We start from the raw sequence: 23,680 nt of genomic DNA, 5'->3' as shown, positions 1-23,680 counted from the left end.
GCTAAGTTGCTGTCGGCGCCTCTTCGGCTTCGGACGGCGTGGATTCGCTTGCCAGCACCCGCACCACGCGGAAGCAGACCAGCACCGACACAACGCCGAACACCACCGCGCCCAGCCCCCAGCCGGCGATGACGCCCTTGGCGCCATAGTAATGGGCGCCGGCCCAAACGAAGGGAATGACGCCCAGCGTCGAGCGGCCCCAGTTGAAGACGGTGGAGTAGGTCGGGTAGCCGAGATTGTTGAAGGCCGCGCTCGACACGAAGATCGCGCCGTTGAACAGGAAGCTGCCGGCCGCAAACACGCAGAAGAACACGATAAGATCGCGCGACAGGCCCTGCGCGCGGAAAATGTCGGCGATCGGTTGAGCGAAGATCGCGAGCAATGCCCACACCGCAAGCACATAGACGATCGTGAGGACAAGGCTGTCGCGCATGGTCGTCAGCAGGCGCTCATATTTATGAGCGCCGAAATTCTGGCCCAGGATCGGACCGACCGCGCCCGACAGCGCGAAGATGACACCGAAGGCCACGGGCACGATGCGGCCGATGATCGCCCAGCCGGCCACCGCCTGGTCGCCGAAGGCGGCGATTTCGGCCGTGACATAGGCGTTGCCGACCGGTGTCGCGACCTGCGTCAGCACCGCCGGCAAGCCGATGGCGAAGAATGGGCGAGCCGCCTGTTTCAGTCGCTGCCAGTCAGGCCGGTGGATCAGGCGATGTGCGACATGCGCGCCGTGGATGCCGATGGCGAGCATGACGAAGCGCGACACGACAGTTGAGATCGCCGCGCCTTCGAGGCCAAGCCCAAAGCCGAAGATGAACAGCGGGTCGAAAACCGCGGCAGCCAGGCCGCTGCCGAGGGTCACATACATGGCCCGCTTGGCATCGCCCGTTCCGCGCAATATGCCCGTCGTGCACATGCCGAGCGCCATGATCGGCGTCGAGAACAGCACGATCTGCAGGAAGCGCGTCGACAGTTCCAGCGTCTGGCCGGTGGCGCCGAGCATCACGTTGAGATCGCGCAGGAACGGCCACACGGCCAGGCTGATCAGCAGGCTGCTTACGCCCATGAAGACCATGGCGGCACCGCCCATCTGTGCTGCCTCCTCGCGGCTGCCCCTGCCGAGCGCGCGCGAAACCAGCGCGCCGCAGGCGATGGTGAAGCCGATGGCGATGGACAGCGTGAAGAATAGAAGCGTCGAGGCAAAGCCGACCGCAGCCGTCAGTTCCTCGATGCCGAGCAGCGAGATGTAGAACAGGTTGAGCCCGTCGACGATGAAGATCGCGATCAGGCCGATCGAGCCGGTCGCCGTCATCACCAGCACATGGCGCATGGTCGAGCCGGTGACGAATTTTGCCATCTGGCCGGGATGCTTCTGGCTCATGAACTGTCTTTCAGAAACGTGGGGCAGTTGAAACTTAGTGCGCGAACACCTGTTCGAGCGACCTGAACCCCTTGAATTCGAGCGCGTTGCCGGAAGGGTCGCGAATGAACAGGGTCGCCTGTTCGCCGGGTTCGCCGACAAAGCGGATCATCGGCCGCTCCAGCCAGTCGACGTCGTCGCGTGCTTCCAGGCGGTCGGCAAGCGCCTGCCAGTCGTCCATCAAAAGCGCGACGCCGAAATGCGGGATCGGCACCAGCTTGCCGCCGACCTGGCCGTCATTTGCGGCCGCGGCGGCGTCGGGCCGCAGATGCGCCGACATCTGGTGACCGAACAGGTCGAAATCCACCCAGGTGTCGGACGATCGCCCGATCGCGCAGCCGAGCACGTCGCGGTAGAACGCACGGGTCTTTTCCAGGTCGCGAACGGGGAAGGCGAGGTGAAAGGGCGTCATGCTGTCGGTTCCTTGGTGCGGCGGGACGATGATCGCGTATCCTGGCGCGATTGTGGCCATGATTTTTCGCCACAATGCTGCGATGAGTCTTCAGCCCAACCCATTGCACAAGCGGGGTCGGAACAATAGATGGTTCAGGTGGCGGCCGCGCCGAACGGAGCGAACCACGCAACCATTCCTGGGAAAATCCACATGAATGCCACTTCCGAAGCCGCAAGAGACGCCGCCAAGCTGACCGACCGCGTTGCCGCGCTCGTCGAGGCGGCGAAGAAGGCAGGAGCCGACGCCGCCGACGCCGTGGCCGTGCGCGGCCGTTCGACCAGCGTTTCGGTGCGGCTCGGCAAGGTGGAAGGCACCGAGTCTTCCGAGAGCGAGGACGTGTCGCTGCGCGTCTTCATCGGCCAGCGCGTTGCCAGCGTTTCGGCGACGGCCGCATCCGACCCCGCAGCTCTTGCCGAGCGCGCCGTCGCCATGGCGAAGGTTTCGCCCGAAGACCCCTACCAGGGGCTGGCGGATGCCGCGCTTCTCGCTAAGGCCATCCGCGACCTCGACCTGATGGACGATACGACCGTCTCGGCCGAGCGGCTGAAGGCGGATGCGCTGGCGGCCGAAGAGGCCGCGCTCGCGATAGCCGGCGTCACCAATTCGGGCGGCAGCGGTGCCAGCGCCGGCATGGGCGGGCTGGTGCTCGCCACCTCGCACGGCTTTGTCGGCCAGTATGCCGGAACGCGCTTTTCGATCTCGACCAGCGTGATCGCGGGCGAGGGCACGGGCATGGAGCGCGACTACGACTTTTCCTCGCGCCTGCATTTCGCCGATCTGGATTCGCCCGAAACCATCGGCCGCAATGCCGGCGAACGCGCCGTGCGTCGGCTCAATCCGCGCAAGGCCAAGACCGGGCCGGTCAATGTGGTGTTCGATCCGCGCGTGGCGCGCGGCATTGCGGGCCATCTGGCCGGCGCCATCAACGGCGCTTCGGTCGCGCGCAAGACCAGCTTCCTGCGCGACATGATGGGCAAGCAGGTGGCGGCCGCTGCCATCACCGTCATCGACGAGCCGCTGCGCGTGCGCGGGCCCGCGTCGCGCCCCTTCGACGGCGAAGGCATCGAGGGCGACAAGCTGGTGATGGTCGACAGGGGCGTGCTGAACCACTGGTTCCTGTCGGTCTCGGCGGCGAAGGAACTCGGCTTGAAAACCAACGGCCGCGGCGTTCGCAGCGGCTCCTCGGTAACGCCGAGCTCGACCAACCTTTCGATCGAACCGGGCGACCGCGCGCCGGAAGACCTGATCCGCTCGCTCAAGAGCGGCTTCTACGTCACGGAAGTCTTCGGCCAGGGCGTCAACATGGTGACCGGCGAATATAGCCGCGGCGCTTCGGGCTTCTGGATCGAGAATGGCGAGCTCGCCTATCCGGTGTCGGAGGTGACGATCGCCTCCAACCTGAAAGACATGTTCCTGAACATGACCCCGGCCAACGACCTCGATCGCAACTTCGGCACGGCCGCTCCCACCTTGCTCATCGAAGGGATGACGCTTGCCGGCAGCTGAGACATCCGGCATGGCGGACCACGCTGAGGACCTTGCGCTGTTGCTCGATGCCGCGCGCAAGGCAGGCGCTATTGCCATGCGCTATTTCAGGCAGAACCCTGAAGTCTGGATGAAGAGCGGCCAGTCGCCGGTCAGCGAGGCCGACTATGCGGTCGACACCTTCCTGCGCGAGACGCTAACGGCGGCGCGGCCCGACTATGGCTGGCTGTCTGAGGAAACCGCCGACAGCGAAGCCCGGCTTTCGGCGCGCCGCACCTTCGTGGTCGACCCCATCGATGGCACGCGCGGCTTCCTCGAGGGGTCCAACAGCTGGTGCGTGAGCCTTGCGGTGGTGGAAGAAGGCCGCTCCATCGCGGCCGTCCTCGATTGCCCTGCGCGCGGCGAGATCTTCGAGGCGATGCCCGGCAAAGGCGCCCGCAAGAACGGTATTGCGATCGGCGTTCGCAGGCCAGGCGTGGAACTCGAGATGGGCGGTCCGAAGCCTTTCTTCGACGCACTGCCGGAGGAATGGCGCGAGCGCATCCGCCGCGTGCCGCACATTCCTTCACTTGCCTATCGCCTGGCGCTGATCGCCGAGGGCAGGCTGGATGCCACTTTCGTCAAGCCCAACGCCCATGACTGGGACATCGCCGCCGCCGATCTAATCCTGCGGGAAGCCGGCGGCCTCATTCTCGACGCAAACGGCACGCCTCCTTCCTATGGGGGTGCCGTCACGTCACATGGCACCCTCGTAGCCGGCAGCGGCGACCTCCTTGCCGCCATCTCCGGACTGATTGCCGCCGCGGAGCGCTGAAAGCTGCGGAAAAGGTTTCAAAACGAGCGTTTTTGCTCTAGGTAGTGGCAACTTTGCCAACACGATTCAGGAATTCCCATGACCGAGGAAGACGGAAAAAAACAGCTGTTGCACCTGGTATTCGGCGGCGAGCTGAAGTCGCTCGGCTCGACCGAATTCCGCGACCTCGATGCGCTCGACATCGTCGGCATCTTCCCTGACTACAAGTCGGCCGAAGCTGCCTGGAAGGCGAAGGCTCAGGCAAGCGTCGACAACGCGCATATGCGATATTTTGTGGTTCATCTGCACCGGTTGCTCAATCCGGAGACCAATAAGGCATCCGGTCAGAACTGATGGACAATAAGACAGTGGCGCCGCCGGTCGCCCGCGCGGTGGCCCGGAAGGGGCGTAGCAGCGGCGTCGTGAAGAATTTTTGGCGCAAGATCCGCAAGCCTTTGGCGCAGTCCCGCTTCGCCAAGGGTACGATTGCGAGCTTCCTGGCCTATGCGCTGCGCTTCGTGCGCTTCACCAATCTTCTGTCCAAGGATTCGTCCAACCTCACGGTGGCTTATCAGGAACTGTCGCCGGCCATCATCGCGCTCTGGCACGGCCAGCACCTGCTTGCGCCCTGCCTTCTGCCCAGGGGCGAGAAGATGCTCGCCATGGTTTCGCGCAGCGCGGACGCGGAACTGAACGCGCTGGCGCTCGAGAAGCTCGGCTTTGAGGCCGTGCGCGGCTCGGGCGGGCGCGAGGACACGCGGCATCTGGAAAAGGGCGGTGCACGCGCCCTGATCACGCTGAAAAGGGCGCTCGACGACGGCAAGAACGTTGCCATGATCGCCGACATCCCGCACGGCACGCCGCGTGAGGCCGGGCTCGGCATCATTACCCTGGCGCGCCTCTCCGGCCGGCCCGTGGTGCCGCTGGCGGTCACCACCAGCCGGCGCAAGGTGCTGGAACGCACCTGGGACAAGACCACAATCAACCTGCCTTTCGGCCGCAGCGCCGCCATGCTGGGCGAGCCGGTGTTCGTGCCGGCTGATGCCGACAATGACCTCATGGAACAGAAGCGCCGGGAACTGACCGCCTCGCTGAACCGCGCGACCGAGCAGGCCTACCGGGCCACGGATGGTGGCCGCTCATGAGCGAACGTTGGGCGCGCGCATTTCTTTCGACCTATAGCCTGGCGGGGTCGCTTGCCTATCCCGTGATCGGCACCTATGTCGCCTGGCGCTCCCACAAGGGCAAGGAAGACCCCGTGCGCCGCCGTGAACGCTATGGCCGTGCGGGTTTTGCGCGTCCGGAGGGGCCGCTGATCTGGTTCCACGCCGCGAGCGTCGGCGAGACCCTGGCCGTTGGGCCGTTGATCGAATGCATTCTTGACTACGGCATCAACGTGGTGCTGACGACAGGCACTGTGACGTCGGCGAAAGTGGCCGATGAACGCTTCGGTCATCGCATCATCCACCAATATGTGCCGCTCGACCTCAAGCCCGCGGTCAGCCGTTTTCTCGATCACTGGCAGCCGGACCTCGCCATCATCGCCGAATCCGAGATCTGGCCGATGACTATCATCGAACTCGGCAATCGCCGTGTGCCGCAGGTTCTGGTCAATGGGCGCCTGTCGGATCGGTCTTTCCAGTCCTGGAAGAAGCGCGCGTTCCTGGCCGAGGCGCTTTTCGAGAACCTTGCGCATGTCGTGGCGCAGTCCGAGCTCGACGGCGAACGCTTTGCCGCCCTCGGCGCCCGGCCGGTGACGGTTTCCGGCAATCTCAAGGTCGATACACCTCCGCCGCCCGCCGACGAACGCGAGCTTTACATGCTGCAGCGGCAGATCGGCTGGCGCCCGACCTGGGCGGCCGTCTCGACCCATGAGGGCGAGGAGACGATCGCGGCGGAAGTGCATATGCGGGTGCGCGGGCGCCATCCGGGCCTGCTGACCATCATAGTGCCGCGTCATCCAGAGCGCGCCACCGCGTTGGCCGAAGAGTTTGCGGCGCAGGGCCTCAATGTCGCCCGGCGCAGCACGGGCGACCGGATCACGTCCGACGTCGATATCCTTCTCGGCGATACGATCGGCGAGATGGGCCTCTATCTTCGCCTGACCGAAATCGCCTTTGTCGGCCGCTCGCTGGTCGGGGAGGGCGGACAGAACCCGCTGGAGCCCGCAATGCTGCAGACGGCGGTGCTGGCTGGGCGCAACGTGCAGAATTTCCGCGACAGCTATCAGAGGCTGATCGATCGCGGCGGCGCCAAGCTGGTGCGCGACGGCGACATGCTGGCCGGTGCGGTGAACTTCCTGCTCCTCAACGAGACCATCCGGCGCAAGATGATCGCCGCCGGGATGGCGACGGTGGAAGAGATGCGCGGCGCGCTGGCCATTACGCTGAAGGCGCTCGACCCGTTCATCCAGCCCCTGATCGTCAAGTCGCGCCTCAAGGGGGCGCAATAGGCATGGCGAGCGAGGCGCCGCCCTTCTGGTGGAAAAAGCCGGATTGGCGCGCCTATACGCTGTCGCCTTTTTCCGCCCTTTACGGGGTGGTGGCCGGCCGCCGCATGGTGACGGCCAAGCGCGAGCGGTTCGACCTGCCGGTGCTGTGCGTCGGCAATTTCACGGTCGGCGGCTCGGGCAAGACGCCGGTGGCCATCGCGCTGGCCGATGAGGCCAAGCGCATGGGGCTTTCGCCCGGTTTCCTCTCGCGCGGCCATGGCGGCAGCTTCGGGCAGCCGCATATCGTGGATACGCATCACGACACTGCCAAATATGTCGGCGACGAGCCGTTGCTGCTTGCCGAGCATGCGCCGGTGGCGGTCACGCCGAGCCGCGCCGCCGGCGCCAAGCTTTTGGTGGAGCAGGGGTGCGATTTCCTGATCATGGACGACGGCTTCCAGAGCGCGCATATCCATATCGACTATGCGCTGCTGGTGGTCGACGCGCGCTACGGCGTCGGCAACGGCCATGTCATTCCCGGAGGGCCGCTGCGCGCGCCGCTGGTCTCGCAACTGCGTTTTGCCGATGCGGTGCTGAAAATGGGCGAGGGCACCGCCGCCGACGCCATCGTGCGCAAGGCCTCGCGCGCCGGCAAGGCAGTCTATGAGGCCGCCGCGCGGCCGCGAAACGAGCTGGCCTTTGCCGGACGCCGCTTCCTGGCCTTTGCCGGCATCGGCCATCCGGAAAAGTTCTACGACACGCTGCGGCGGGCCGGCGGCATGGTGGATATGACGCGTTCCTTCGGCGACCACCATGTCTATGAGGAAGACGAATTCAACGAACTGTTGGCCGCGGCGCGAGCCGGCGGTCTCGAACTGGTGACGACCGCCAAGGATGCCGTGCGCCTGCGCCATGGCGCGCCGCAGGCTTTCCTCGATCGGATGGGCGTTCTGGAGATCGACGCGGTGTTCGAGCTAAACCACGCGCCGCGGCTGATCATCCAGGAAACGCTGGAAATCTGGCGCCGCAGGCGGGCAAGCTAAGCGCGGGGGAAGCCCCCGCGGCTGGTCGCTTATTTGGAAGCGCGCCGTACCCGTAGTTCGGGATTGGCCTCGAGTTCGCGCTGCAGCGAGACGCTGGCGCTGACATAGGGCTCCTGGCGCGCGACGCTCCAGTACTTCAGCTCATCGAGCGGAATCGACTCGCCGGTGACGACGCAGCGCACGAATGCTCCCGGGCTGGTGACCTGAAAGTCGCCGTCGAGATAGCGGATGCGGGCTTCCCGGGCGCCGGGGCCCTCGAAACGGTTCATCATGGTCGTGCTCAATGCCTGTGTTGCAGGATTGTTCCGCCACAAATCGCCGGCAAGGTCAAGCGAAAGGCTTAATCTCGTTGCCCGGCTTATTGCCGCAATGGGCCGCGCGCGCATGTTCGAGGAAGATATCGGCGCAGGCCGCCCAGCTGTAGCGTAGCGCCTTGGCACGCGCCGCCTCCCGGGAAATGCCGACAGCTTCGAGCGCCGCCTTCTGCAAGTCCTCCGACAGTGCACCGCCTTCGCCATCGCCAAGCACGTCGATAGGGCCGGTGACGGGATAGGCGGCAACCGGAACGCCGCTCGCCAGCGCTTCCAGAAGCACGATACCGAACGTGTCGGTGCGGCTCGGGAAGACGAAGACGTCGGCACTGGCATAGATGTCGGCGAGTTCCTCGCCGGTCTTGGCGCCTACGAAGGAGACGTTCGGATAGACGGTGCGCAGTCGTTCGAGATCCGGGCCGTCGCCGACCACCAGCTTGCTGCCGGGCAGGTCGAGATCGAGGAAGGCGGGCAGGTTCTTTTCCACCGCAACGCGGCCGACCGACAGGAAAATCGGTCGCGGCAGGTCGAGCACCTGCGGCCGGTCCGGCCGGTAGTGCTTCGTGTCCACGCCGCGCGTCCACGGCTTCACATGCAGGAAACCGCGTTCGGCAAGCTCTGCCGCCAGCGAGGGCGTCGCCACCAGCGTGCCGCTGCCGGCATTGTGGAAGCGCCGCAGCCAGGCGTAGCTCCAGCGCTCGGGAACCGGCGCACGGGCGCTGAGATATTCCGGGAACCGGGTGTGGTAGCTGGTGGTGAAGGACAGGCCGTTCCGCAGGCAGAAGCGGCGCGCGAGCATGCCGAGCGGGCCTTCGGTGGCGATGTGGATATGATCGGGCCGGGCACTGCGGATGCACCTCGCGATATGCCACGGCGTGACCAGCGCCAGCCGGATGTCGGCATAGGAGGGCAGGGGAATGCTGCGAGAACCCTGCGGGGTGAGCATCTCGACCACACAGCCCTTGGCTTCCAGCTCTTCCGAAAGCCGCTCCAGCGTGCGCACCACGCCGTTGATTTGCGGATGCCAGGCGTCGGTAACGATCAGGATTCGCTGAGCCGGCTCACACACCGCCTCATGAGGTCCGGAAAGGTGGTTGGCCGACTCTCCGGCCGTTTCGCTCTGCATGGGCGGCTTTCATCACGTTTCGATGACAGCCGCGTGACGGAGTTGATCCTCACCGGCGCCCGAACAGGCGCTCGATATCGGCGAGCTTGAGCTCGATATAGGTGGGGCGGCCGTGGTTGCAGGTGCCCGAGCCGGGCGTGGCCTCCATCTGCCGCAAGAGTGCGTTCATCTCCTCTGGCAGCAGCCGTCGGCCCGAGCGCACCGAGCCGTGGCAGGCCATGGTGGCAGCGATCTTGTCGAGCCGGGCCTTCAGCGTCTCGGTGGTGTCGTTGTCGGCGATCTCGTCGGCAAGGTCGCGCACGAGCTGCGCCACGTCGGTCTCGCCGAGCATCGCCGGCGTCTCGCGCACCGCGATCGCACCGGGGCCGAAGCGCTCGATGCCGAGGCCGAACTGGCGCAGCGTCTCGGCGTGCACGGCAAGGCGCGTGGCATCGTCTTCCGGCAGGTCGACGATCTCGGGCAAAAGTAGCATCTGCGCGGGCAAGGGGCGTGAATGGATCGCGTTCTTCAGCGCCTCGTAGACCAGCCGCTCATGCGCGGCGTGCTGGTCGACGATGACGAGCGAATCCGCCGTCTGGGCGACGATGTAGTTCTGATGCACCTGGGCGCGCGCGGCGCCGAGCTGCATCTGGAGCAGCGCCTCGGAAATTTCCGCCTGGCCGGCGCGGGCATCGACGCTGGCGGTCGAGGGGCCGGTGTCGAAGCTTGCCTGCACGGCTTCCGCAAAGCCGGCTCCCGTAGGCTCCAGCGGCCGATGGGGCGAGCGCGCGGCGTCGAAGCCGGCACCGCTCGCGGCCCGGAAGCCGGGATTGAAGCTGCGATGCCCATTGGCCGGGCCGGGATGGCCATAGCTGGCCGCGCCGGGGCGGAAGGCGCTCATCATGGCCGAAGCGCCGGACGTCGCCGAGCGCAGCCCCGCCTTGGCGAGCGCTTCGCGGACGGCGCCGACGATCAGCCCGCGCACCAGCCCGGGATCGCGGAAGCGCACGTCGGCCTTGGCCGGATGCACATTGACGTCGACCGTTGCGGGATCGAGCGTCAGGAACAGTACGGTGACGGCGTGGCGATCGCGCGGCAAGACGTCGGCATAAGCGCCGCGGATGGCCGAGGCGATCAGCTTGTCGCGCACCGGTCGGCCGTTGACATAGGCATATTGCTGCAGCGCGTTGGCGCGCGAATAGGACGGGATCGAGACGTGGCCGGCGAGGCTCACGTCCTCGCGCATGGCGTCAATCGCAATGGAGTTTTGCGGAAATTCCTTGCCCATGACCTGGGCGACCCGGGCAAGGCGGCCTTCGGGCGTGTCGTCGGTAGCCGGCAGTTCCATCGTGCTGCGGTCAGGGCCGGAGAGGGAGAAGCGTACCTGAGGGAAGGCGATGGCGATGCGCTTGACCACGTCGCCGATTGCCGTGGCCTCGGCGCGCTCGCCCTTCATGAATTTCAGCCGCGCGGGCGTGGCGAAGAACAGGTCGCGCACCTCCACCGAGGTGCCGCGATTGGCTGCTGCCGGCCGCACCGAGGAGACGTTGCCACCCTCGATGGAAATCTCGGCGGCCGCATCGGCTTTTGCCGTGCGCGAGCGGATGGTGAGCCGCGAGACGGAGCCGATCGAGGGCAGCGCCTCGCCGCGGAAGCCGAGCGAGCGGATGTCATGGATGTCGTCGCTCAGCTTCGACGTGCAGTGGCGCGAGACGGCGAGCTCCAGCTCAGGCTCCGGAATGCCCGAGCCGTCGTCGCTGACACGGATGAGGTTCAGGCCGCCGCCAGCTGTGGCGACCTCCACGCGGCCGGCGCCTGCATCGAGAGCGTTCTCGACCAGTTCCTTGACCACGCTTGCCGGACGTTCGATGACCTCGCCGGCAGCGATCTGGTTGATCATCGTATCGGTTAACTGACGGATCGGCATGCCGCCATATTACCCGGATTCGAGGCCGGCGGAAAAGCCATTCGACGATTTGCGATCCGCAATCGTCAGACCATCCGCGCGATCGCCATGCAGATGACGGTGATCACCAGCAGAGCCGCTGCGATGCGTTCGCCCTTCGACATTCTTGCGCGCAGCGATGCCTGCTCGCTCTGGCTCGCGCCGACAAGCTTGCGGCGCGCCGATCCGACGAATGCGCCTTGCACGCCGGCCGCGGCGACAGCTGCAAGCGCGCCGACGGCGAGCACCTGCTCCATCGGGCCGAAATTGGGCTCATGGAAGAAGTGCCACAAGAGCAGGCCGGTGAGCATGGCGACGACCGCGGCGCCCATCTGCGAGGAGAAGAACTTTTCGGCCTGGATTTCCGGTGCGCGGGCGAGCGTGATCGTGCTGCCGGCCCAATAGACGCCGGTGATCACGTGAAGGGCAATGGTGACGATGTAGACATACTGCATGCTATTCTCCCTTGCAGCTTTCTGCTCTTAAGCGTTAGAAATCTAATTATTCGATGTCAATCTATATCGTGCTATTGTCGGTTCATGACGCCACCTCGCCACCCGCCCATCGGCCTTTCGCTCAATCGCACCGCCCGTCTTGTCGGTCGCGCCTTCGATGATGAGCTCGGCCGTGCCGGCGGCAGCCTGCCGGTGTGGCTGACGCTGCTGACCGTGAAAATGCGCAAGAGCGCCAGCCAGCGCGAACTGGCGGCTGCGATCGGCGTCCAGGGCGCAACGCTGACCCATCATCTGAACGGGCTGGAAGCCGCGGGACTTCTGGTGCGCCGCCGGGACCCAGCCAACCGGCGAACGCATCAGGTGGAGCTGACGCCTGCCGGCGAAGAAAAATTCCTGCAGTTGCGCGAGGCGGCCATTGCCTTCGACAGGCGCCTGCGCGACGGCTTTGACGAACAGGAGATTGCGATGCTCGACCGGGCGCTGGCTCGCCTTCGCGGCAATGTCGGAGAGGAAGGGTGATGTCGCAGTTTCGACTGATCGACGGCACCGCCACGCATGTCGATGCGGCGGCCGGGATCTGGGCTGAGGCGACGGCCAGGCGGGATCGCGATGCGGACGTGGCGCCGCTCGAACTTGCGCGACCGATCATCCAGCGTGTCCTCGACGGTTCATCACGTGCGTTTCTGCCGGTCGTGCTCGCGGGCGAGGTAGTTGCCGCATTTGCCGCCATCGCGCCCGTAGACGAGGCGAAAGACCGCGAAGCGGAAATCCACTATCTCGGCGTCGCGACCGCCTGGTGGAGACGTGGCGTGGGTGGTTTCTTGCTGGAGGGCGTCGCGCGGGAGCTGAAACTGCGCGGCTTTGTGCAGGCGAGGCTTTCCGTCTACGCCGACAATCCTTCGGCGGTCAGGCTCTATGAGCGCATGGACTGGCGAGTGCACGGCGAGGGCAAAATCCACCCGCGTTCTGGCAGGCTGGAGCGGGAATATCGACTGGTCCTGTGAGCCTCAGCCCATCGCCCGTTCGAGCACCGAAAAGACGCGCGGATCGAGCGACTGCGCCACGTTGAAGCGCAGGAAGCCATTGGCCGATTGAGACAGGCTGAAGGCGTTGCCGGGCGCCAGCACGACATTTTCGGCCAGCGCGCGCCGCGCGATGGTAGCCGCCTCCATACCATCCGGCAGGCTGCACCAGAGGAACATGCCGGCGCGCGGCTCGATCCAGGGCGTTAGGCCGAGCTTCTTCAAGCGCGGGCCGACCTCGCTCATTGCGCGGGCCAGCCGCTCGCGCAAGGCTTCGACATGCTTGCGATAGCTGCCGTCCTTCAAGAGGGCGTGCACCAGCTCGGCCGAAAAATGCCCACCGCCGAAGGAAGTGGCGAGCTTGAGATCGATCAGTCCCTCGATCCAGTCCGGCCGCGCGGCGACGAAGCCGCAGCGCACCGCTGCCGACAGAGTCTTGGAAAAGCTGCCGATATGGATGACGCGCTCAAGCCCGTCGAAGGCGGCAAGCCGCGGCGCCGGTTCGGGCTCGAAATCGGCGAAGATGTCGTCCTCGATGATGGTCAGGCCATGCTGTTCGGCGAGCTTCAGCAGGCGGTGTGCGGTCAACGGTGACAGGGTCGCGCCGGTCGGATTGTGCAGGCCGGAATTGGTGATGTAGAGGCGCGGCCGATGCTCCGCGAGCGCCTGGGCGAAGGCTTCGAGGTCGGGCCCCGTCGGCGTGTAGGGAACGCCGATCACCCTGGCGCGGTGCGCCCGCAGCATGGCGTGGAAGTTGAAGTAGCATGGGTCGTCGACCAGCACGGTGTCGCCGGGTTCGAGCAGGAAGCGGCAGAGCAGGTCGATGGCCTGGGACCCCGATTCCGTCAGCATGATCTGGCGCGGCTCCGCCTCGATGCCATGCTCGGCCATGCGGCGCGACAGGAGCTGGCGCATGGGCTTCAGCCCGAGCGGCGGGCTGTAATCGGTGAGGTCGACCTGTTCCGAACGCGCCAGCGTGCGAAGCGCCCGCCGGATCGCTTCGTCGGGCATCCATTCCCGGGGCAGCCAGCCGCAGCCGGGCTTGAGCATCGTGTCGCCTGCTTCCAGAGACTGTCGCGACACCCAGAGAGGGTCGACCTCACGGTCGAGGCGCGGCCCTATCTCGGCCAGCGAAAGCGGCGGCAAATGGCCGGCGACATAGAAGCCTGCGCCGCGCCGCGAGCGGATCAGGCCTTCGGCGGCAAGCCGGTCATAGGCTTCCACTACCGTCGATTTCGAAACCTGCATGGTTTCGGCAAAGCCGCGGATGGAGGGGAGTTTTGCGCCCGGCGCCAAGGTGCGAGTGGCGATGCGATGGCGGATCGCCTGCATCACCTGCTCGACCAGTGTGCCGGTTTCGTCTTCGACGCGTTGCTGCAAAGTCATCCGTACTGGTTCCGTGAGCAATACAGTTTGACAAACCTGTACCGCACTGTCTCTGGCAGCGCCAGCCGGCAAGATCGATACCGCGTTCAAACAGGAGCGTGGCATGGACAAGTCGGCGAGCGGTTGGATCAACGGGTTTCTCGGCGTGCTGATCTTCAGTGGCTCGCTGCCGGCCACGCGCGTGGCGGTTGCGGATTTCGATCCCGTGTTCCTCACGGTCGCGCGCGCCACGATCGCCGCGCTACTAGCGCTTTGCCTTTTGGTGGCTTTCCGCGAAAAGCGGCCGTCGCGCGAGGATCTCGTGTCGCTCGTGGTGGTGGCGCTGGGCGTGGTCGTCGGCTTTCCGCTGCTGACCGCGCTGGCGCTGCAATATGTCACCTCAGCCCATTCCATCGTTTTCATCGGCCTGTTGCCGCTGGCGACCGCGATCTTTGGCGTGCTGCGCGGCGGCGAGCGGCCGAAGCCGGCCTTCTGGCTGTTTTCGGGGCTGGGCAGTGCGCTCGTCGCGGGCTTTGCGCTGACGCAGGGCATTGCCGCCTCGCCGGTGGGCGATCTTCTGATGCTGGCGGCGATCGTGGTCTGCGGCCTGGGCTATGCCGAAGGGGCAAAACTGTCGCGCAAGCTCGGCGGCTGGCAGGTGATTTCCTGGGCGCTCGTCGTGTCGCTACCGGTGATGGGGGCGCTGATGCTCTACACCATGCCTGCCTCGTTTGCCGATGTTGGCCGCGATGCGTGGCTTGGGCTCGGCTATGTGTCGCTGTTCAGCATGCTGATCGGCTTCGTCTTCTGGTATCGCGGGCTAGCACTCGGCGGCATTGCGGGGGTGGGGCAGTTGCAGCTTCTGCAGCCCTTCTTCGGCTTGCTGCTGGCCGCGACCCTGCTGCACGAAACCATCGGTTGGTCGATGCTCGTCGTCAGCGCCGCCGTCGTGATGTGCGTGGCAGGCGCCAAGCGCTTCGCTTCATAGGTCGGCCGCTTCGCTTTCCGCCAGGGGGCGGTCCTGCCCGGAGCGCTTTGCGCTGTAGGTGACGAGCCAGTCGCGCGCCTCATGGTCGGGCATGGGGAAGGCGATGGAATAGCCCTGCACCTGGTCGCAGCCGATGGCGAGCAACGTGTCCAGCTCGCTTTGCGTTTCGGCGCCTTCCGCTACGACTGCGATACCCATCCCGTTTGCGAGGTCGGTGATGGCGCGCACGATCTTGGCGTTGTGGCCGTCGGCATCGATGTTCTGCACGAAACGGCGGTCGATCTTCACGCGATCAATCTCGTTGGGGCTGACATGGGTGAGCGAAGCATAGCCGGTGCCGAAGTCGTCGAGCTCAAGGTGGATGCCGGCCGCGCGAATGTTGCGCAGCTTGGCGGCGATGCCGCTCTTTTCGTCATCGAGGATGACAGACTCCACGATTTCCAGCGACATCTTCTCGATCGGCAAACCTTCCTGTTCGAGCGTCTCGAAGAGAAACTGCTCGAAATTCGGCTCGCGCAGTTCGGTGCCTGAGGCATTCACGGCAAGCCGGCCGAACTCGATGCCCGCGCGGTGCCAGGCGGCGGCCTCCCTGATCGCCTTGGTGATGATGATGCGGCCAATGGCGGCCATCAGGCCGCATTTTTCGGCGACGGGAATGAACTCGCCCGGCGAAACCATGCCGCGCTCCGGATGCCGCCAGCGCACCAACGCCTCCACGCCCACCGTGCGGCCGCTGCTCAGCGAAATCTGTGGCTGGAAGTAGACGCTGAAGGTCTCGTCGGCGATGGCGAGCTTGATGTCGTTCTCGAGCTGCTTGCGGTGCTCGAGCTCGTTGCGCAGATCTTCGCAGAAGAAGGCGTAGCCCGAATTGCCCGCCTTCTTGGCCGAATAGAGGGCGAGGTCGGCGTGCACAAGCAGGTCTTCGGCGTTGTCGGCGTCGAGCGGATAGATGGCAATGCCGGCGCTGGCGCCCGGAACGATGGTTGCCCCGTGGAGGACGATCGGCTGGCTCAGCCGCTCGAGAATACGTCTCACCACCTGGTCGACATCGTTGATGGTTCCCGCACCGCTGAGCACGATGACGAACTCGTCGCCGCCAAGTCTCACGCAAAGGTCCGAAGCGCGGCAGGCATTGCGCATGCGCTGCGCCGAACTGATCAGCACGCGGTCGCCGGCGGCGTGGCCGAGCGTGTCGTTGATCTGCTTGAAGCGGTCGAGGTCTAGCTGGACGACGGCCAGATTCTCGTTTCGCCGCCTGGCGTTGGCGATCAGGTTTTCGAAGTGGTCCATCAGGAAGGCGCGGTTATGCAGGCCGGTCAGCCCGTCATGCGCGGCGATGAAGGCCATCGAGTTGCGGGCCTCGACCAACTGATGCGTCCGGCGCAGGATCATCTTCGACATGGGGCGGAAGATGAACAGCGCAACCAGCAACACCGCGCCGATGATGGCGTAGAACAGCATCCGGTGGCGGTCGAGAAGCTCCGTCACCCTCCGATTTGCCTGGGCGCTCAGCCTTTCGCCGAGCGCCGAGTAGCCCGCCAGCGCGGCGTTCGCCAGCGACTCGTCGAGGCGAATACGGTCGCTGCCTCCCTTGTAGCCATGGATAGAGTTGCCGATGCCCAGTTGCGACTCGAAGGCGGCAATGAAGCGCCAGCTGCCGGCGACGAGACCGGTCGAGAAATAGTCGAGATGGAAGGGGTCGCCGTAGAGGACGTTTTCGAGCGTCGTCTGATCAAAACGCTTCAGCAGATTGGGTTCGTTTCCCACCTGTTTCAGCAGGTCGTCGTAGTTGCGTTCGAACTTGGTATTCACGACGCGCAGTTCGGCGACGAGAGGGGGCTGCTGGTCGCGCGGTATCGAAATGACGGTCCTGGCAAGCGACACCAGCTTCTGCGACAGCATCTTCTGCTTGGTGATGACGTCGAGCAGGTTCTGGTCGCGCTGCTGGGCAGTGTTGATCTGCTGCAGCAGCAGGAACGAGGACATTGCCATCACCACGATGATGGCAAGAGCGGCCCAATAGGCGCGCTTGATGAGCAGCAAGAGCTTGTCCGAACCGGAATCGGCCTCTTGTGACATGTTTCGTCCGTCCCCCTGGACCTCGTCTTCCCACAACCAAGAATGCAACCAAACAGTTAACGTGTGCCCAACGAACCGCCCCAGAAAGGCCCTTGCGGCCGGGTTTTGGCCAAAAATGGGTGGTTTTCGCCAGTTTTGCGCCGGAATTTCTAGTCTCGCCGGCTGCAACTGCTAAAAGCCTTTTGCCCTGAGCCACGATCCGCGCTAGAGTGATATTTCAAGCTTCAAACAAATCTGGAAAACGTCATGAACATCGAAAACAAGGCGAGCGCCGTCGCCAGCTTCGTCTGGGATGATCCCTTCCTGCTCGACGGTCAGCTGACCGAGGACGAGCGCATGATCCGCGACGCGGCCGCCGCGTTTGCCGCCGACAAGCTGGCGCCGCGCATCGAGGAAGCCTATCTCGACGAGAAGACCGATCCGGCGATTTTCCGCGAGATGGGCGAGGCGGGGCTGCTCGGCGTCACCGTGCCGGAAGTCTATGGCGGGCTGGGCGCCAACTACGTCACCTACGGCCTGATCGCGCGCGAGGTCGAGCGCGTCGATTCCGGCTACCGCTCGATGATGAGCGTACAGTCGTCGCTGGTCATGTACCCGATCTACGCCTACGGCTCGGAGGACCAGCGCAAGAAATACCTGCCCAAGCTGGCCTCGGGCGAGTGGATCGGCTGCTTCGGCCTGACCGAGCCGGACGCCGGCTCCGACCCGGCCGGCATGAAGACGCGGGCCGAAAAGACCGCGAGCGGCTACCGGATCTCCGGGTCCAAGATGTGGATCTCGAACGCGCCGATCGCCGACGTGTTCGTCGTCTGGGCCAAGCTCAAGGGCGAGGACGGCAAGGACGCCATCCGCGGCTTCGTGCTCGACAAGGGCATGAAGGGGCTGTCGGCGCCGAAGATCGCCGGCAAACTGTCGCTCAGGGCCTCGATCACCGGCGAGATCGTCATGGACGGCGTCGAGGTCGGCGAGGACGCGCTGCTGCCCAACGTGTCGGGCCTCAAGGGGCCGTTCGGCTGCCTCAACCGCGCCCGCTACGGCATTTCCTGGGGCGTGCTCGGTGCGGCGGAAGACTGCTGGCACCGGGCCCGCCAGTATGGCCTCGACCGCAAGCAGTTCGGCAAGCCGCTGGCGGCAACGCAGCTCTACCAGAAGAAGCTCGCCGACATGCAGACCGAGATCGCGCTCGGCCTGCAGGCCTCGTTGCGCGTCGGCCGGCTGATGGACGAGCACCAGTTCGCGCCGGAGATGATCAGCCTCGTCAAGCGCAACAACTGCGGCAAGGCGCTCGACATCGCCCGCCAGGCGCGCGACATGCATGGCGGCAACGGCATCCAAATCGGCTACCACGTCATGCGCCACGCGCAGAACCTGGAGACGGTCAACACCTATGAGGGCACGCACGACGTGCACGCGCTGATCCTCGGCCGCGCCCAGACCGGCATCCAGGCGTTCTTCTAAGCCTTTTGGGGCTCCTTATTCGGCCGCCGGTGCGCAGTATCGCGCCGGCGGCCTTTTCTTTTGCTGTCTAGAGCGTGCAGCTGAACAGCGGCGCGCCAAGAGCCTCGGTTTTCACCCGGACGCCCAGGCCCGGACCGGACGGCGGCGTCATCTCGCCATCGGCAATCGCAAAATCCGCATCGGCATTCGAAACGGTCACCCAGTTGTGGAAATCGACTGTGTGCTGCCTCAATCCTTCCGGGGTCGAGAGCATCAGGCCGGAATAGGCCGCGGTGTCGATCTCGGCGCCGCCGGTATCTTCGATTGTGATCTTGAGATTTTTGGCGATGGCGATGTCGCGCAGAAGCTTGGCCTTGGTCAGGCCGCCGACGCGCGCGAGCTTGATGGTAATCCCGTCGATCAATCCGTCAGCAATCGCCCGCAACAGCACATCCGCGCTGTCGATCGTCTCGTCGAGCACCAGCGGTCGGTCGCAGGCGCGGCGGATGGCAAGGTTTTCTTCGTAGCTCGCGCAGGGCTGTTCCAGCGTGTAGTCGAGGTTCCGCGTCGCCGTCAGGAAGCGGCGCGTCTCGGCCGTGCCCCAGCTCGCATTGGCGTCGCAGAACAGAACCGTGTCGGCGGGCACGGTCGCGCGCACCGCTTCAAGGCGGGCAATGTCCTCGTTGACGTCGAGGCCGACCTTCACCTGCAGGCGGCGATAGCCTTCAGCGATGTATTTTTGCGCGCGGACGGCCATTGCGTCCGGCGCCTGCTGGGCGATCGACCGGTAGAGCGCAAGGCTTTTGCCTTCTGCGCCGCCGGTCATGCTGGCAAGGGAAAGCCCGCTGCGCTGGCCCGCGAGATCCCAGAGCGCCATGTCGATGGCGCATTTGGCGTAAGGGTGCCCCTTCAGCAGCAGGTCCATACGGCGGTTGAGCGCTTCGATGCCGGAAGCGTCGGCGCCTAGCAGTTGCGGAGCAAGCTCGCGCATTGCGGCGCGCGCGCCTTTGGCAAAAGCCGGATCATAGAAGCTGCCGAGCGGCGCCATCTCGCCATGGCCGCGCGCGCCGTCGCGCGTTGTGATCTCGACGATCGTGGAGTCAAAGCCCTCGGCGCTGCGCCCGCCCGAACAGCGATAGGTGCCGTCGCGAAACGGTTGCCACTGGCGGTAGAGGCTTATGCTGGCAATTGTCATTCGGCGGGCTCCGGAACAAGGGTGAGGCCGCATTCGAGCGGCCGCCCACGGTAACCTGCCTCGCAACCGTCTACGCCGACGGAAGCGGCAGCCGGGCGCGTCGCATTTATGACAGCTGCGCGCCCGACTTCTGGTTGGTTTATTTGGTCGTCGACTGGAACTTGCTCATCAGATAGGGGCCCGAAAGCACCGGCTGGTACTTCGGCTCTTCGCCGGGCTCGAGGCACTGCTCGAGGCAGACGATCTCGGCGTCCCAGTTCGGCTGGTGGAAGAAGGCCAGGGACTGGCGACGGTCCATGCCGCCGTCTTTCGGAGAGGGGTTCACCACGCGGTGCATGGTCGACACCCAGCGATCGTTGGTCCACAGCGCCATCAGGTCGCCGATATTGATGACGAAGGCGCCCGGCACCGGCGGCACCGGCGTCCAGTTGCCGTCAGGCGTGATGAGCTCCAGGCCCTTCGAGCCTTCCTGCGGCAGCAGGATGGTCAGGCTGCCATAGTCGGTGTGCGCGCCGGCGCGCAGCTGGCCGGGCTTGGGCGGCACAATCTGCTCGGGATAGTTAAGGGCACGCAGGGCGCTGATCGGCGCGTCGATGAAGCGCTCGAAATAGTCCTCCGGAAGCTTCAGCGCGACCGCGAACAGCCGCATGATGCGAGCCGCCAGGTCTTCGAGGGAGGTGTAGTACGCCTTCCAGGCGTCGACAAAACCTTCCGGCGCCTCGGGCCAGATCGTCGGCGCGTAGCAGAAGGCCAGCGCGTCCTTGTCGGTCATGCCGTTCGGGGTACGCTGCGGGCCGCCGTTAAAGCTTTCCTTGAGGTCCGGCGGGCTGTCGACATCGCGCGACTTGGCCAGCGCTTCGAGCTCGGGTCCGAGATAGCCATAGGGGTAGCCCTTGTAGGGCGCCTTGGATTTCTGCTTCTGCTCGGGCGGCAGGTCGAAGAAGTCATGCGCCTTGCCCCACACCGCGTCGATCACCGCCTGCGGCACGCTGTGATTGGTGATGGCGAGGAAGCCGGTGGAGCGGCAGATCGCGTCGACCTCGGCGCCCAGCCGTTCACGTTCGGCCGCGTCCGCCTTCTCGAATTTCCCGAGGTCGAATACTGGAAACTGTCCACCAACCATTGCATGCTCCACGTGGTATTGAATTCGCGGCGATCCTATCGATGCCGTGCGAAGCGATCCAGTCGCCCGCGACGAATTCCCACGGATCATCGACGTCGCCGGGTCGTATTTCCTGTAGCTTTTCGGAAGGCATGCGGCCACAGTCGGCCAACTTCAAACGGGACAAGACGGCGATGAGCGCAACATTCCTTTCCCATCTCGAAGCGGAGATTTCCGGGCTGAAATCCGCCGGGCTCTACAAATCCGAACGCATTATCAACTCGCCGCAGTCGGCGAAGATCGAGGTCGGCGAGCAAGAACTGCTGAATTTCTGCGCCAACAATTACCTCGGCCTGGCCGACAACATGGCGCTGCGCGACGCAGCCAAGGCAGCACTCGACCGCTACGGCTATGGCATGGCGTCGGTGCGCTTCATCTGCGGCACGCAGGAAGAGCACAAGGAACTGGAGGCCCAGCTTTCGTCCTTCCTCGGCATGGAGGATACGATCCTCTACTCGTCCTGCTTCGACGCCAATGCGGGCCTGTTCGAGACGCTGCTTTCCGAGGAAGACGCCATCATCTCAGATGCGCTGAATCACGCCTCGATCATCGACGGCGTGCGCCTCTCCAAGGCGAAGCGCTTCCGCTACGCCAATAACGACATGGCCGATCTCGAGGTGCAGCTGAAGGAGGCGCAGGATTGCCGCTTCCGGCTTATTGCTACCGACGGCGTGTTTTCGATGGACGGCATCATCGCCAACCTGCCGGGCATTTGCGACCTTGCAGAGAAGTACAATGCGATGGTGATGGTGGACGACAGCCATGCCGTCGGCTTTGTCGGCAAGCATGGGCGCGGCACGCCCGAATATTGCGGCGTCGAGGGCAGGGTGGACATCCTCACCGGCACGCTCGGCAAGGCGCTGGGCGGGGCTTCGGGTGGCTACACCGCGGGCAAGCGGCAGATGGTTGACTGGCTGCGCCAGCGCTCGCGGCCCTATCTGTTCTCCAACACGCTGGCGCCAGCGATTGCGGGCGCTTCGCTGAAGGTGCTGGAACTGATCGAGGGCGGCGAGGCTCTGCGCGAAAAGCTCTATGCCAATGCCGCGCAGTTCCGGGCCGGCATGTCGAAGCTCGGCTTCAAGCTCGCCGGTGCCGACCATCCAATCATCCCGGTGATGCTGGGCGACGCGGCACTGGCGCAGGATATGGCGCAAAAGCTGCTCGACCATGGCATCTATGTCATCGGCTTTTCGTTTCCGGTCGTGCCGAAAGGCAAGGCGCGCATCCGCACCCAGATGTCGGCCGCGCATTCGGCCGCGGACATCGATCGTGCGGTTGCGGCGTTTGGCGTGGTCGGGCGGGAGCTCGGCGTCATTAAATGACCGGCAGTCCGATACTACATTGAAGGTCGCCGGAAGAAGGATTCCGGATCAACGGTTTCGAGGAACAAGATCATGTCGAACATGATGCGCGCGCTGGTGAAGGCCAAGGCTGAACCGGGCATCTGGATGGAAGAGGTGCCGGTGCCGGACATCGGCCCGAACGACGTGCTGATCAAGGTGCGCAAGTCGGCCATCTGCGGCACCGATGTGCATATATATAACTGGGATCAATGGGCGCAGAAGACGGTGCCGGTGCCGATGGTGACCGGCCATGAATTCGTCGGCGAGGTGGCCGATTTCGGCCCCGGCGTGAAGGACTACAAGGTTGGCCAGCGCGTGTCCGGCGAAGGCCACATCGTTTGTGGCCATTGTCGTAACTGCCGCGCGGGACGCGGGCATCTCTGCCGCAACACGATGGGCGTGGGCGTCAATCGGCCGGGCTCCTTCGCCGAATATGTCGTGCTGCCGCAGCACAATGTCGTGCCGATCCCAGACGATATTCCCGACGAGATCGCGGCGATCTTCGATCCGCTCGGCAATGCCGTGCACACCGCACTTTCCTTCGACTTGGTCGGCGAGGACGTGCTGGTCACCGGCGCCGGCCCCATCGGCATCATGGGCGCGCTCGTGGCGCAGTGCGTGGGTGCGCGAAAGGTCGTCATCACCGACATCAACCCGACGCGTCTCGACCTGGCCCGCAAGCTCGGCGTGCATCACGTCGTCGATGCTTCGAAGGAAACCCTGCGCGACGTCATGCGCGAAGAGGGGATGACCGAAGGTTTTGACGTCGGCCTCGAAATGTCGGGTTCGGCGGTCGCCTTCCGCGACATGATCGACACGATGAACAATGGCGGCAAGATCGCCATTCTGGGCATCGCCCCGACCGGCTTCGAGATCGACTGGAACAAGGTCATCTTCAAGATGCTGCATCTCAAGGGCATCTATGGCCGCGAGATGTTCGAGACCTGGTACAAGATGATCGCGCTGGTACAGGGCCCGCTCGACGTGTCGGGCCTGATCACCCACCGCATCGGCATCGACGATTTCCAAAAGGGTTTTGACGCGATGCGCAGCGGCAGTTCCGGCAAGGTGGTGATGGATTGGTGAGCTAGGCTTCACCGCAAATCCGAACTAATCCTCTGACGGATTGAAATTCAGAATGGATTGCAGCGCTTGCAATCCATTCTGCAGCGCCTCGCGCTCTTTCGCACCGAGTTTGCCGAGCAGCTCCGTCTCAAAAGCCTTCGCCAGCGGCACCATCTCGCGATAGGCGGCAAGGCCGGCTTTCGTCAGCGACAGGTGCTCGGTGCGCCGGTCGGCGGGATCGGGCTTGCGCGTCAGCCATTTGCGCTCCTCGAGCGCGGACACGGCGCGCGAGACCTTGGTCTTGTGCATGGCCGAATGCGCGCCGATGGCCGTGGCGGTCATCGAGCCATATTGCCCGAGCGTGGCGAAGGTACGCCATTCCGGCCGCGTCAAGCCATGGCGATCCCGATAGGTCTTGGCGAACTCACGGCTGACGGATTCCGCAAGCCTGTTCAGCCGATAGGGTAGGAACTCTTCGAGGGGGAGGGTGTCGTCGCTCGCCATTGCGCTATCTCGAATCCCAAGATCGGCATTTGCGCCTTCATCCGTGAGGATGTCCCCAAATAGCCGCCGCCTGTG

Annotated in this window: 23 protein-coding genes; 12 read left to right on the top strand and 11 right to left on the bottom strand. The window is 64.8% G+C overall.

Features of this window, described 5'->3' with window-relative positions; all coding sequences use genetic code 11:
• Position 1: 1 nt before the first annotated feature.
• Together M2281_RS02255 and M2281_RS02250 are read right to left on the bottom strand one after the other, a co-directional pair.
• Positions 2-1,384, bottom strand: a complete 1,383-nt coding sequence (locus M2281_RS02255) for an MATE family efflux transporter (RefSeq protein ID WP_280819467.1) — start codon at positions 1,382-1,384, stop codon at positions 2-4.
• 34 nt (positions 1,385-1,418) lie between these two features.
• The gene (locus M2281_RS02250; protein ID WP_280821086.1) at positions 1,419-1,835 is read right to left on the bottom strand and encodes a VOC family protein; all 417 of its coding nucleotides are present in this window, start codon (positions 1,833-1,835) and stop codon (positions 1,419-1,421) included.
• 192 nt (positions 1,836-2,027) lie between these two features.
• Between M2281_RS02250 and M2281_RS02245 the strand changes: the two genes are divergently transcribed.
• The 6 genes from M2281_RS02245 (at position 2,028) to lpxK (ending at position 7,629) form a co-directional block, all read left to right on the top strand.
• Positions 2,028-3,383: a TldD/PmbA family protein gene (locus M2281_RS02245; RefSeq protein WP_280819466.1), complete on the top strand. Its 1,356-nt coding sequence runs from the start codon at positions 2,028-2,030 to the stop codon at positions 3,381-3,383.
• A gap of 10 nt (positions 3,384-3,393) precedes the next feature.
• On the top strand, positions 3,394-4,176 hold the full coding sequence (locus tag M2281_RS02240) for a 3'(2'),5'-bisphosphate nucleotidase CysQ (protein WP_280819465.1): 783 nt from the start codon (positions 3,394-3,396) through the stop codon (positions 4,174-4,176).
• A 78-nt stretch (positions 4,177-4,254) separates the two neighbouring features.
• Complete coding sequence (locus M2281_RS02235; RefSeq protein WP_280819464.1) at positions 4,255-4,509, top strand: DUF4170 domain-containing protein; 255 nt, start codon at positions 4,255-4,257, stop codon at positions 4,507-4,509.
• Positions 4,509-5,300 carry a lysophospholipid acyltransferase family protein gene (locus M2281_RS02230; protein ID WP_280819463.1) on the top strand — a complete coding sequence of 264 codons (792 nt, stop codon included), beginning with the start codon at positions 4,509-4,511 and terminating at the stop codon, positions 5,298-5,300. Before M2281_RS02235 ends, M2281_RS02230 begins: the two co-directional genes overlap by 1 nt.
• Positions 5,297-6,607, top strand: coding sequence for a lipid IV(A) 3-deoxy-D-manno-octulosonic acid transferase (gene waaA / locus M2281_RS02225; RefSeq protein WP_280819462.1), 1,311 nt, complete (start codon positions 5,297-5,299; stop codon positions 6,605-6,607). Before M2281_RS02230 ends, waaA begins: the two co-directional genes overlap by 4 nt.
• Positions 6,608-6,609: 2 nt before the next feature.
• On the top strand, positions 6,610-7,629 hold the full coding sequence (lpxK, locus tag M2281_RS02220; RefSeq protein ID WP_280819461.1) for a tetraacyldisaccharide 4'-kinase: 1,020 nt from the start codon (positions 6,610-6,612) through the stop codon (positions 7,627-7,629).
• Between the two features lie 29 nt (positions 7,630-7,658).
• Here the strand turns inward: lpxK and M2281_RS02215 are convergent, their stop codons facing one another.
• From M2281_RS02215 to M2281_RS02200, 4 genes are all read right to left on the bottom strand, one after another.
• A complete protein-coding gene (locus tag M2281_RS02215; RefSeq protein ID WP_280819460.1) occupies positions 7,659-7,901 on the bottom strand; it encodes a DUF2093 domain-containing protein in 243 nt (80 codons plus the stop codon).
• 55 nt (positions 7,902-7,956) lie between these two features.
• A complete protein-coding gene (locus M2281_RS02210) occupies positions 7,957-9,066 on the bottom strand; it encodes a glycosyltransferase family 4 protein (RefSeq protein WP_280819459.1) in 1,110 nt (369 codons plus the stop codon).
• Between the two features lie 49 nt (positions 9,067-9,115).
• Positions 9,116-10,972: a DNA mismatch repair endonuclease MutL gene (mutL, locus tag M2281_RS02205; RefSeq protein ID WP_280819458.1), complete on the bottom strand. Its 1,857-nt coding sequence runs from the start codon at positions 10,970-10,972 to the stop codon at positions 9,116-9,118.
• A gap of 65 nt (positions 10,973-11,037) precedes the next feature.
• Positions 11,038-11,445 (bottom strand): hypothetical protein, encoded by a 408-nt coding sequence (locus tag M2281_RS02200; protein ID WP_280819457.1) that lies wholly within the window; start codon positions 11,443-11,445, stop codon positions 11,038-11,040.
• Between the two features lie 84 nt (positions 11,446-11,529).
• On the opposite strand from M2281_RS02200, the gene M2281_RS02195 reads away from it, so the two are divergent.
• Positions 11,530-11,964 (top strand): MarR family winged helix-turn-helix transcriptional regulator, encoded by a 435-nt coding sequence (locus M2281_RS02195; RefSeq protein ID WP_280819456.1) that lies wholly within the window; start codon positions 11,530-11,532, stop codon positions 11,962-11,964.
• On the top strand, positions 11,964-12,449 hold the full coding sequence (locus tag M2281_RS02190) for a GNAT family N-acetyltransferase (protein ID WP_280819455.1): 486 nt from the start codon (positions 11,964-11,966) through the stop codon (positions 12,447-12,449). Before M2281_RS02195 ends, M2281_RS02190 begins: the two co-directional genes overlap by 1 nt.
• Before the next feature lie 3 nt (positions 12,450-12,452).
• Here M2281_RS02190 and M2281_RS02185 read toward each other — a convergent pair whose 3' ends face one another.
• The gene (locus tag M2281_RS02185) at positions 12,453-13,853 is read right to left on the bottom strand and encodes a PLP-dependent aminotransferase family protein (RefSeq protein ID WP_280819454.1); all 1,401 of its coding nucleotides are present in this window, start codon (positions 13,851-13,853) and stop codon (positions 12,453-12,455) included.
• A gap of 103 nt (positions 13,854-13,956) precedes the next feature.
• Here M2281_RS02185 and M2281_RS02180 point away from each other — a divergent pair, with 103 nt between their 5' ends.
• Complete coding sequence (locus M2281_RS02180; protein ID WP_280819452.1) at positions 13,957-14,820, top strand: DMT family transporter; 864 nt, start codon at positions 13,957-13,959, stop codon at positions 14,818-14,820.
• Here the strand turns inward: M2281_RS02180 and M2281_RS02175 are convergent.
• Entirely contained in the window at positions 14,815-16,899 is a 2,085-nt protein-coding gene (locus M2281_RS02175; RefSeq protein WP_280819451.1) for a putative bifunctional diguanylate cyclase/phosphodiesterase, read from the bottom strand. The genes M2281_RS02180 and M2281_RS02175 overlap by 6 nt on opposite strands.
• A 246-nt stretch (positions 16,900-17,145) precedes the next feature.
• Between M2281_RS02175 and M2281_RS02170 the strand changes: the two genes are divergently transcribed.
• A complete protein-coding gene (locus tag M2281_RS02170) occupies positions 17,146-18,357 on the top strand; it encodes an acyl-CoA dehydrogenase (RefSeq protein WP_280819450.1) in 1,212 nt (403 codons plus the stop codon).
• A gap of 67 nt (positions 18,358-18,424) precedes the next feature.
• On the opposite strand, the gene M2281_RS02165 is transcribed toward M2281_RS02170, so the two are convergent.
• Positions 18,425-19,531 carry a mandelate racemase/muconate lactonizing enzyme family protein gene (locus M2281_RS02165; RefSeq protein WP_280819449.1) on the bottom strand — a complete coding sequence of 369 codons (1,107 nt, stop codon included), beginning with the start codon at positions 19,529-19,531 and terminating at the stop codon, positions 18,425-18,427.
• A gap of 139 nt (positions 19,532-19,670) precedes the next feature.
• Positions 19,671-20,654: an isopenicillin N synthase family dioxygenase gene (locus M2281_RS02160; protein ID WP_280819448.1), complete on the bottom strand. Its 984-nt coding sequence runs from the start codon at positions 20,652-20,654 to the stop codon at positions 19,671-19,673.
• A 173-nt stretch (positions 20,655-20,827) separates the two neighbouring features.
• On the opposite strand from M2281_RS02160, the gene M2281_RS02155 reads away from it, so the two are divergent.
• Together M2281_RS02155 and tdh are read left to right on the top strand one after the other, a co-directional pair.
• Positions 20,828-22,015, top strand: a complete 1,188-nt coding sequence (locus M2281_RS02155; protein WP_280819447.1) for a glycine C-acetyltransferase — start codon at positions 20,828-20,830, stop codon at positions 22,013-22,015.
• A gap of 72 nt (positions 22,016-22,087) precedes the next feature.
• Positions 22,088-23,122, top strand: coding sequence for an L-threonine 3-dehydrogenase (gene tdh, locus M2281_RS02150; protein WP_280819446.1), 1,035 nt, complete (start codon positions 22,088-22,090; stop codon positions 23,120-23,122).
• Between the two features lie 24 nt (positions 23,123-23,146).
• Here the strand turns inward: tdh and M2281_RS02145 are convergent, their stop codons facing one another.
• The gene (locus tag M2281_RS02145) at positions 23,147-23,605 is read right to left on the bottom strand and encodes a MarR family winged helix-turn-helix transcriptional regulator (protein ID WP_280819445.1); all 459 of its coding nucleotides are present in this window, start codon (positions 23,603-23,605) and stop codon (positions 23,147-23,149) included.
• Positions 23,606-23,680: the final 75 nt, after the last annotated feature.

The organism is Pseudaminobacter soli (ex Li et al. 2025), assembly GCF_029892515.1.
GTDB lineage: Bacteria > Pseudomonadota > Alphaproteobacteria > Rhizobiales > Rhizobiaceae > Pseudaminobacter > Pseudaminobacter soli_A.
Note: the sequence above shows the minus strand (reverse complement) of the source record. Positions and strands in the feature narration are given on the sequence as shown.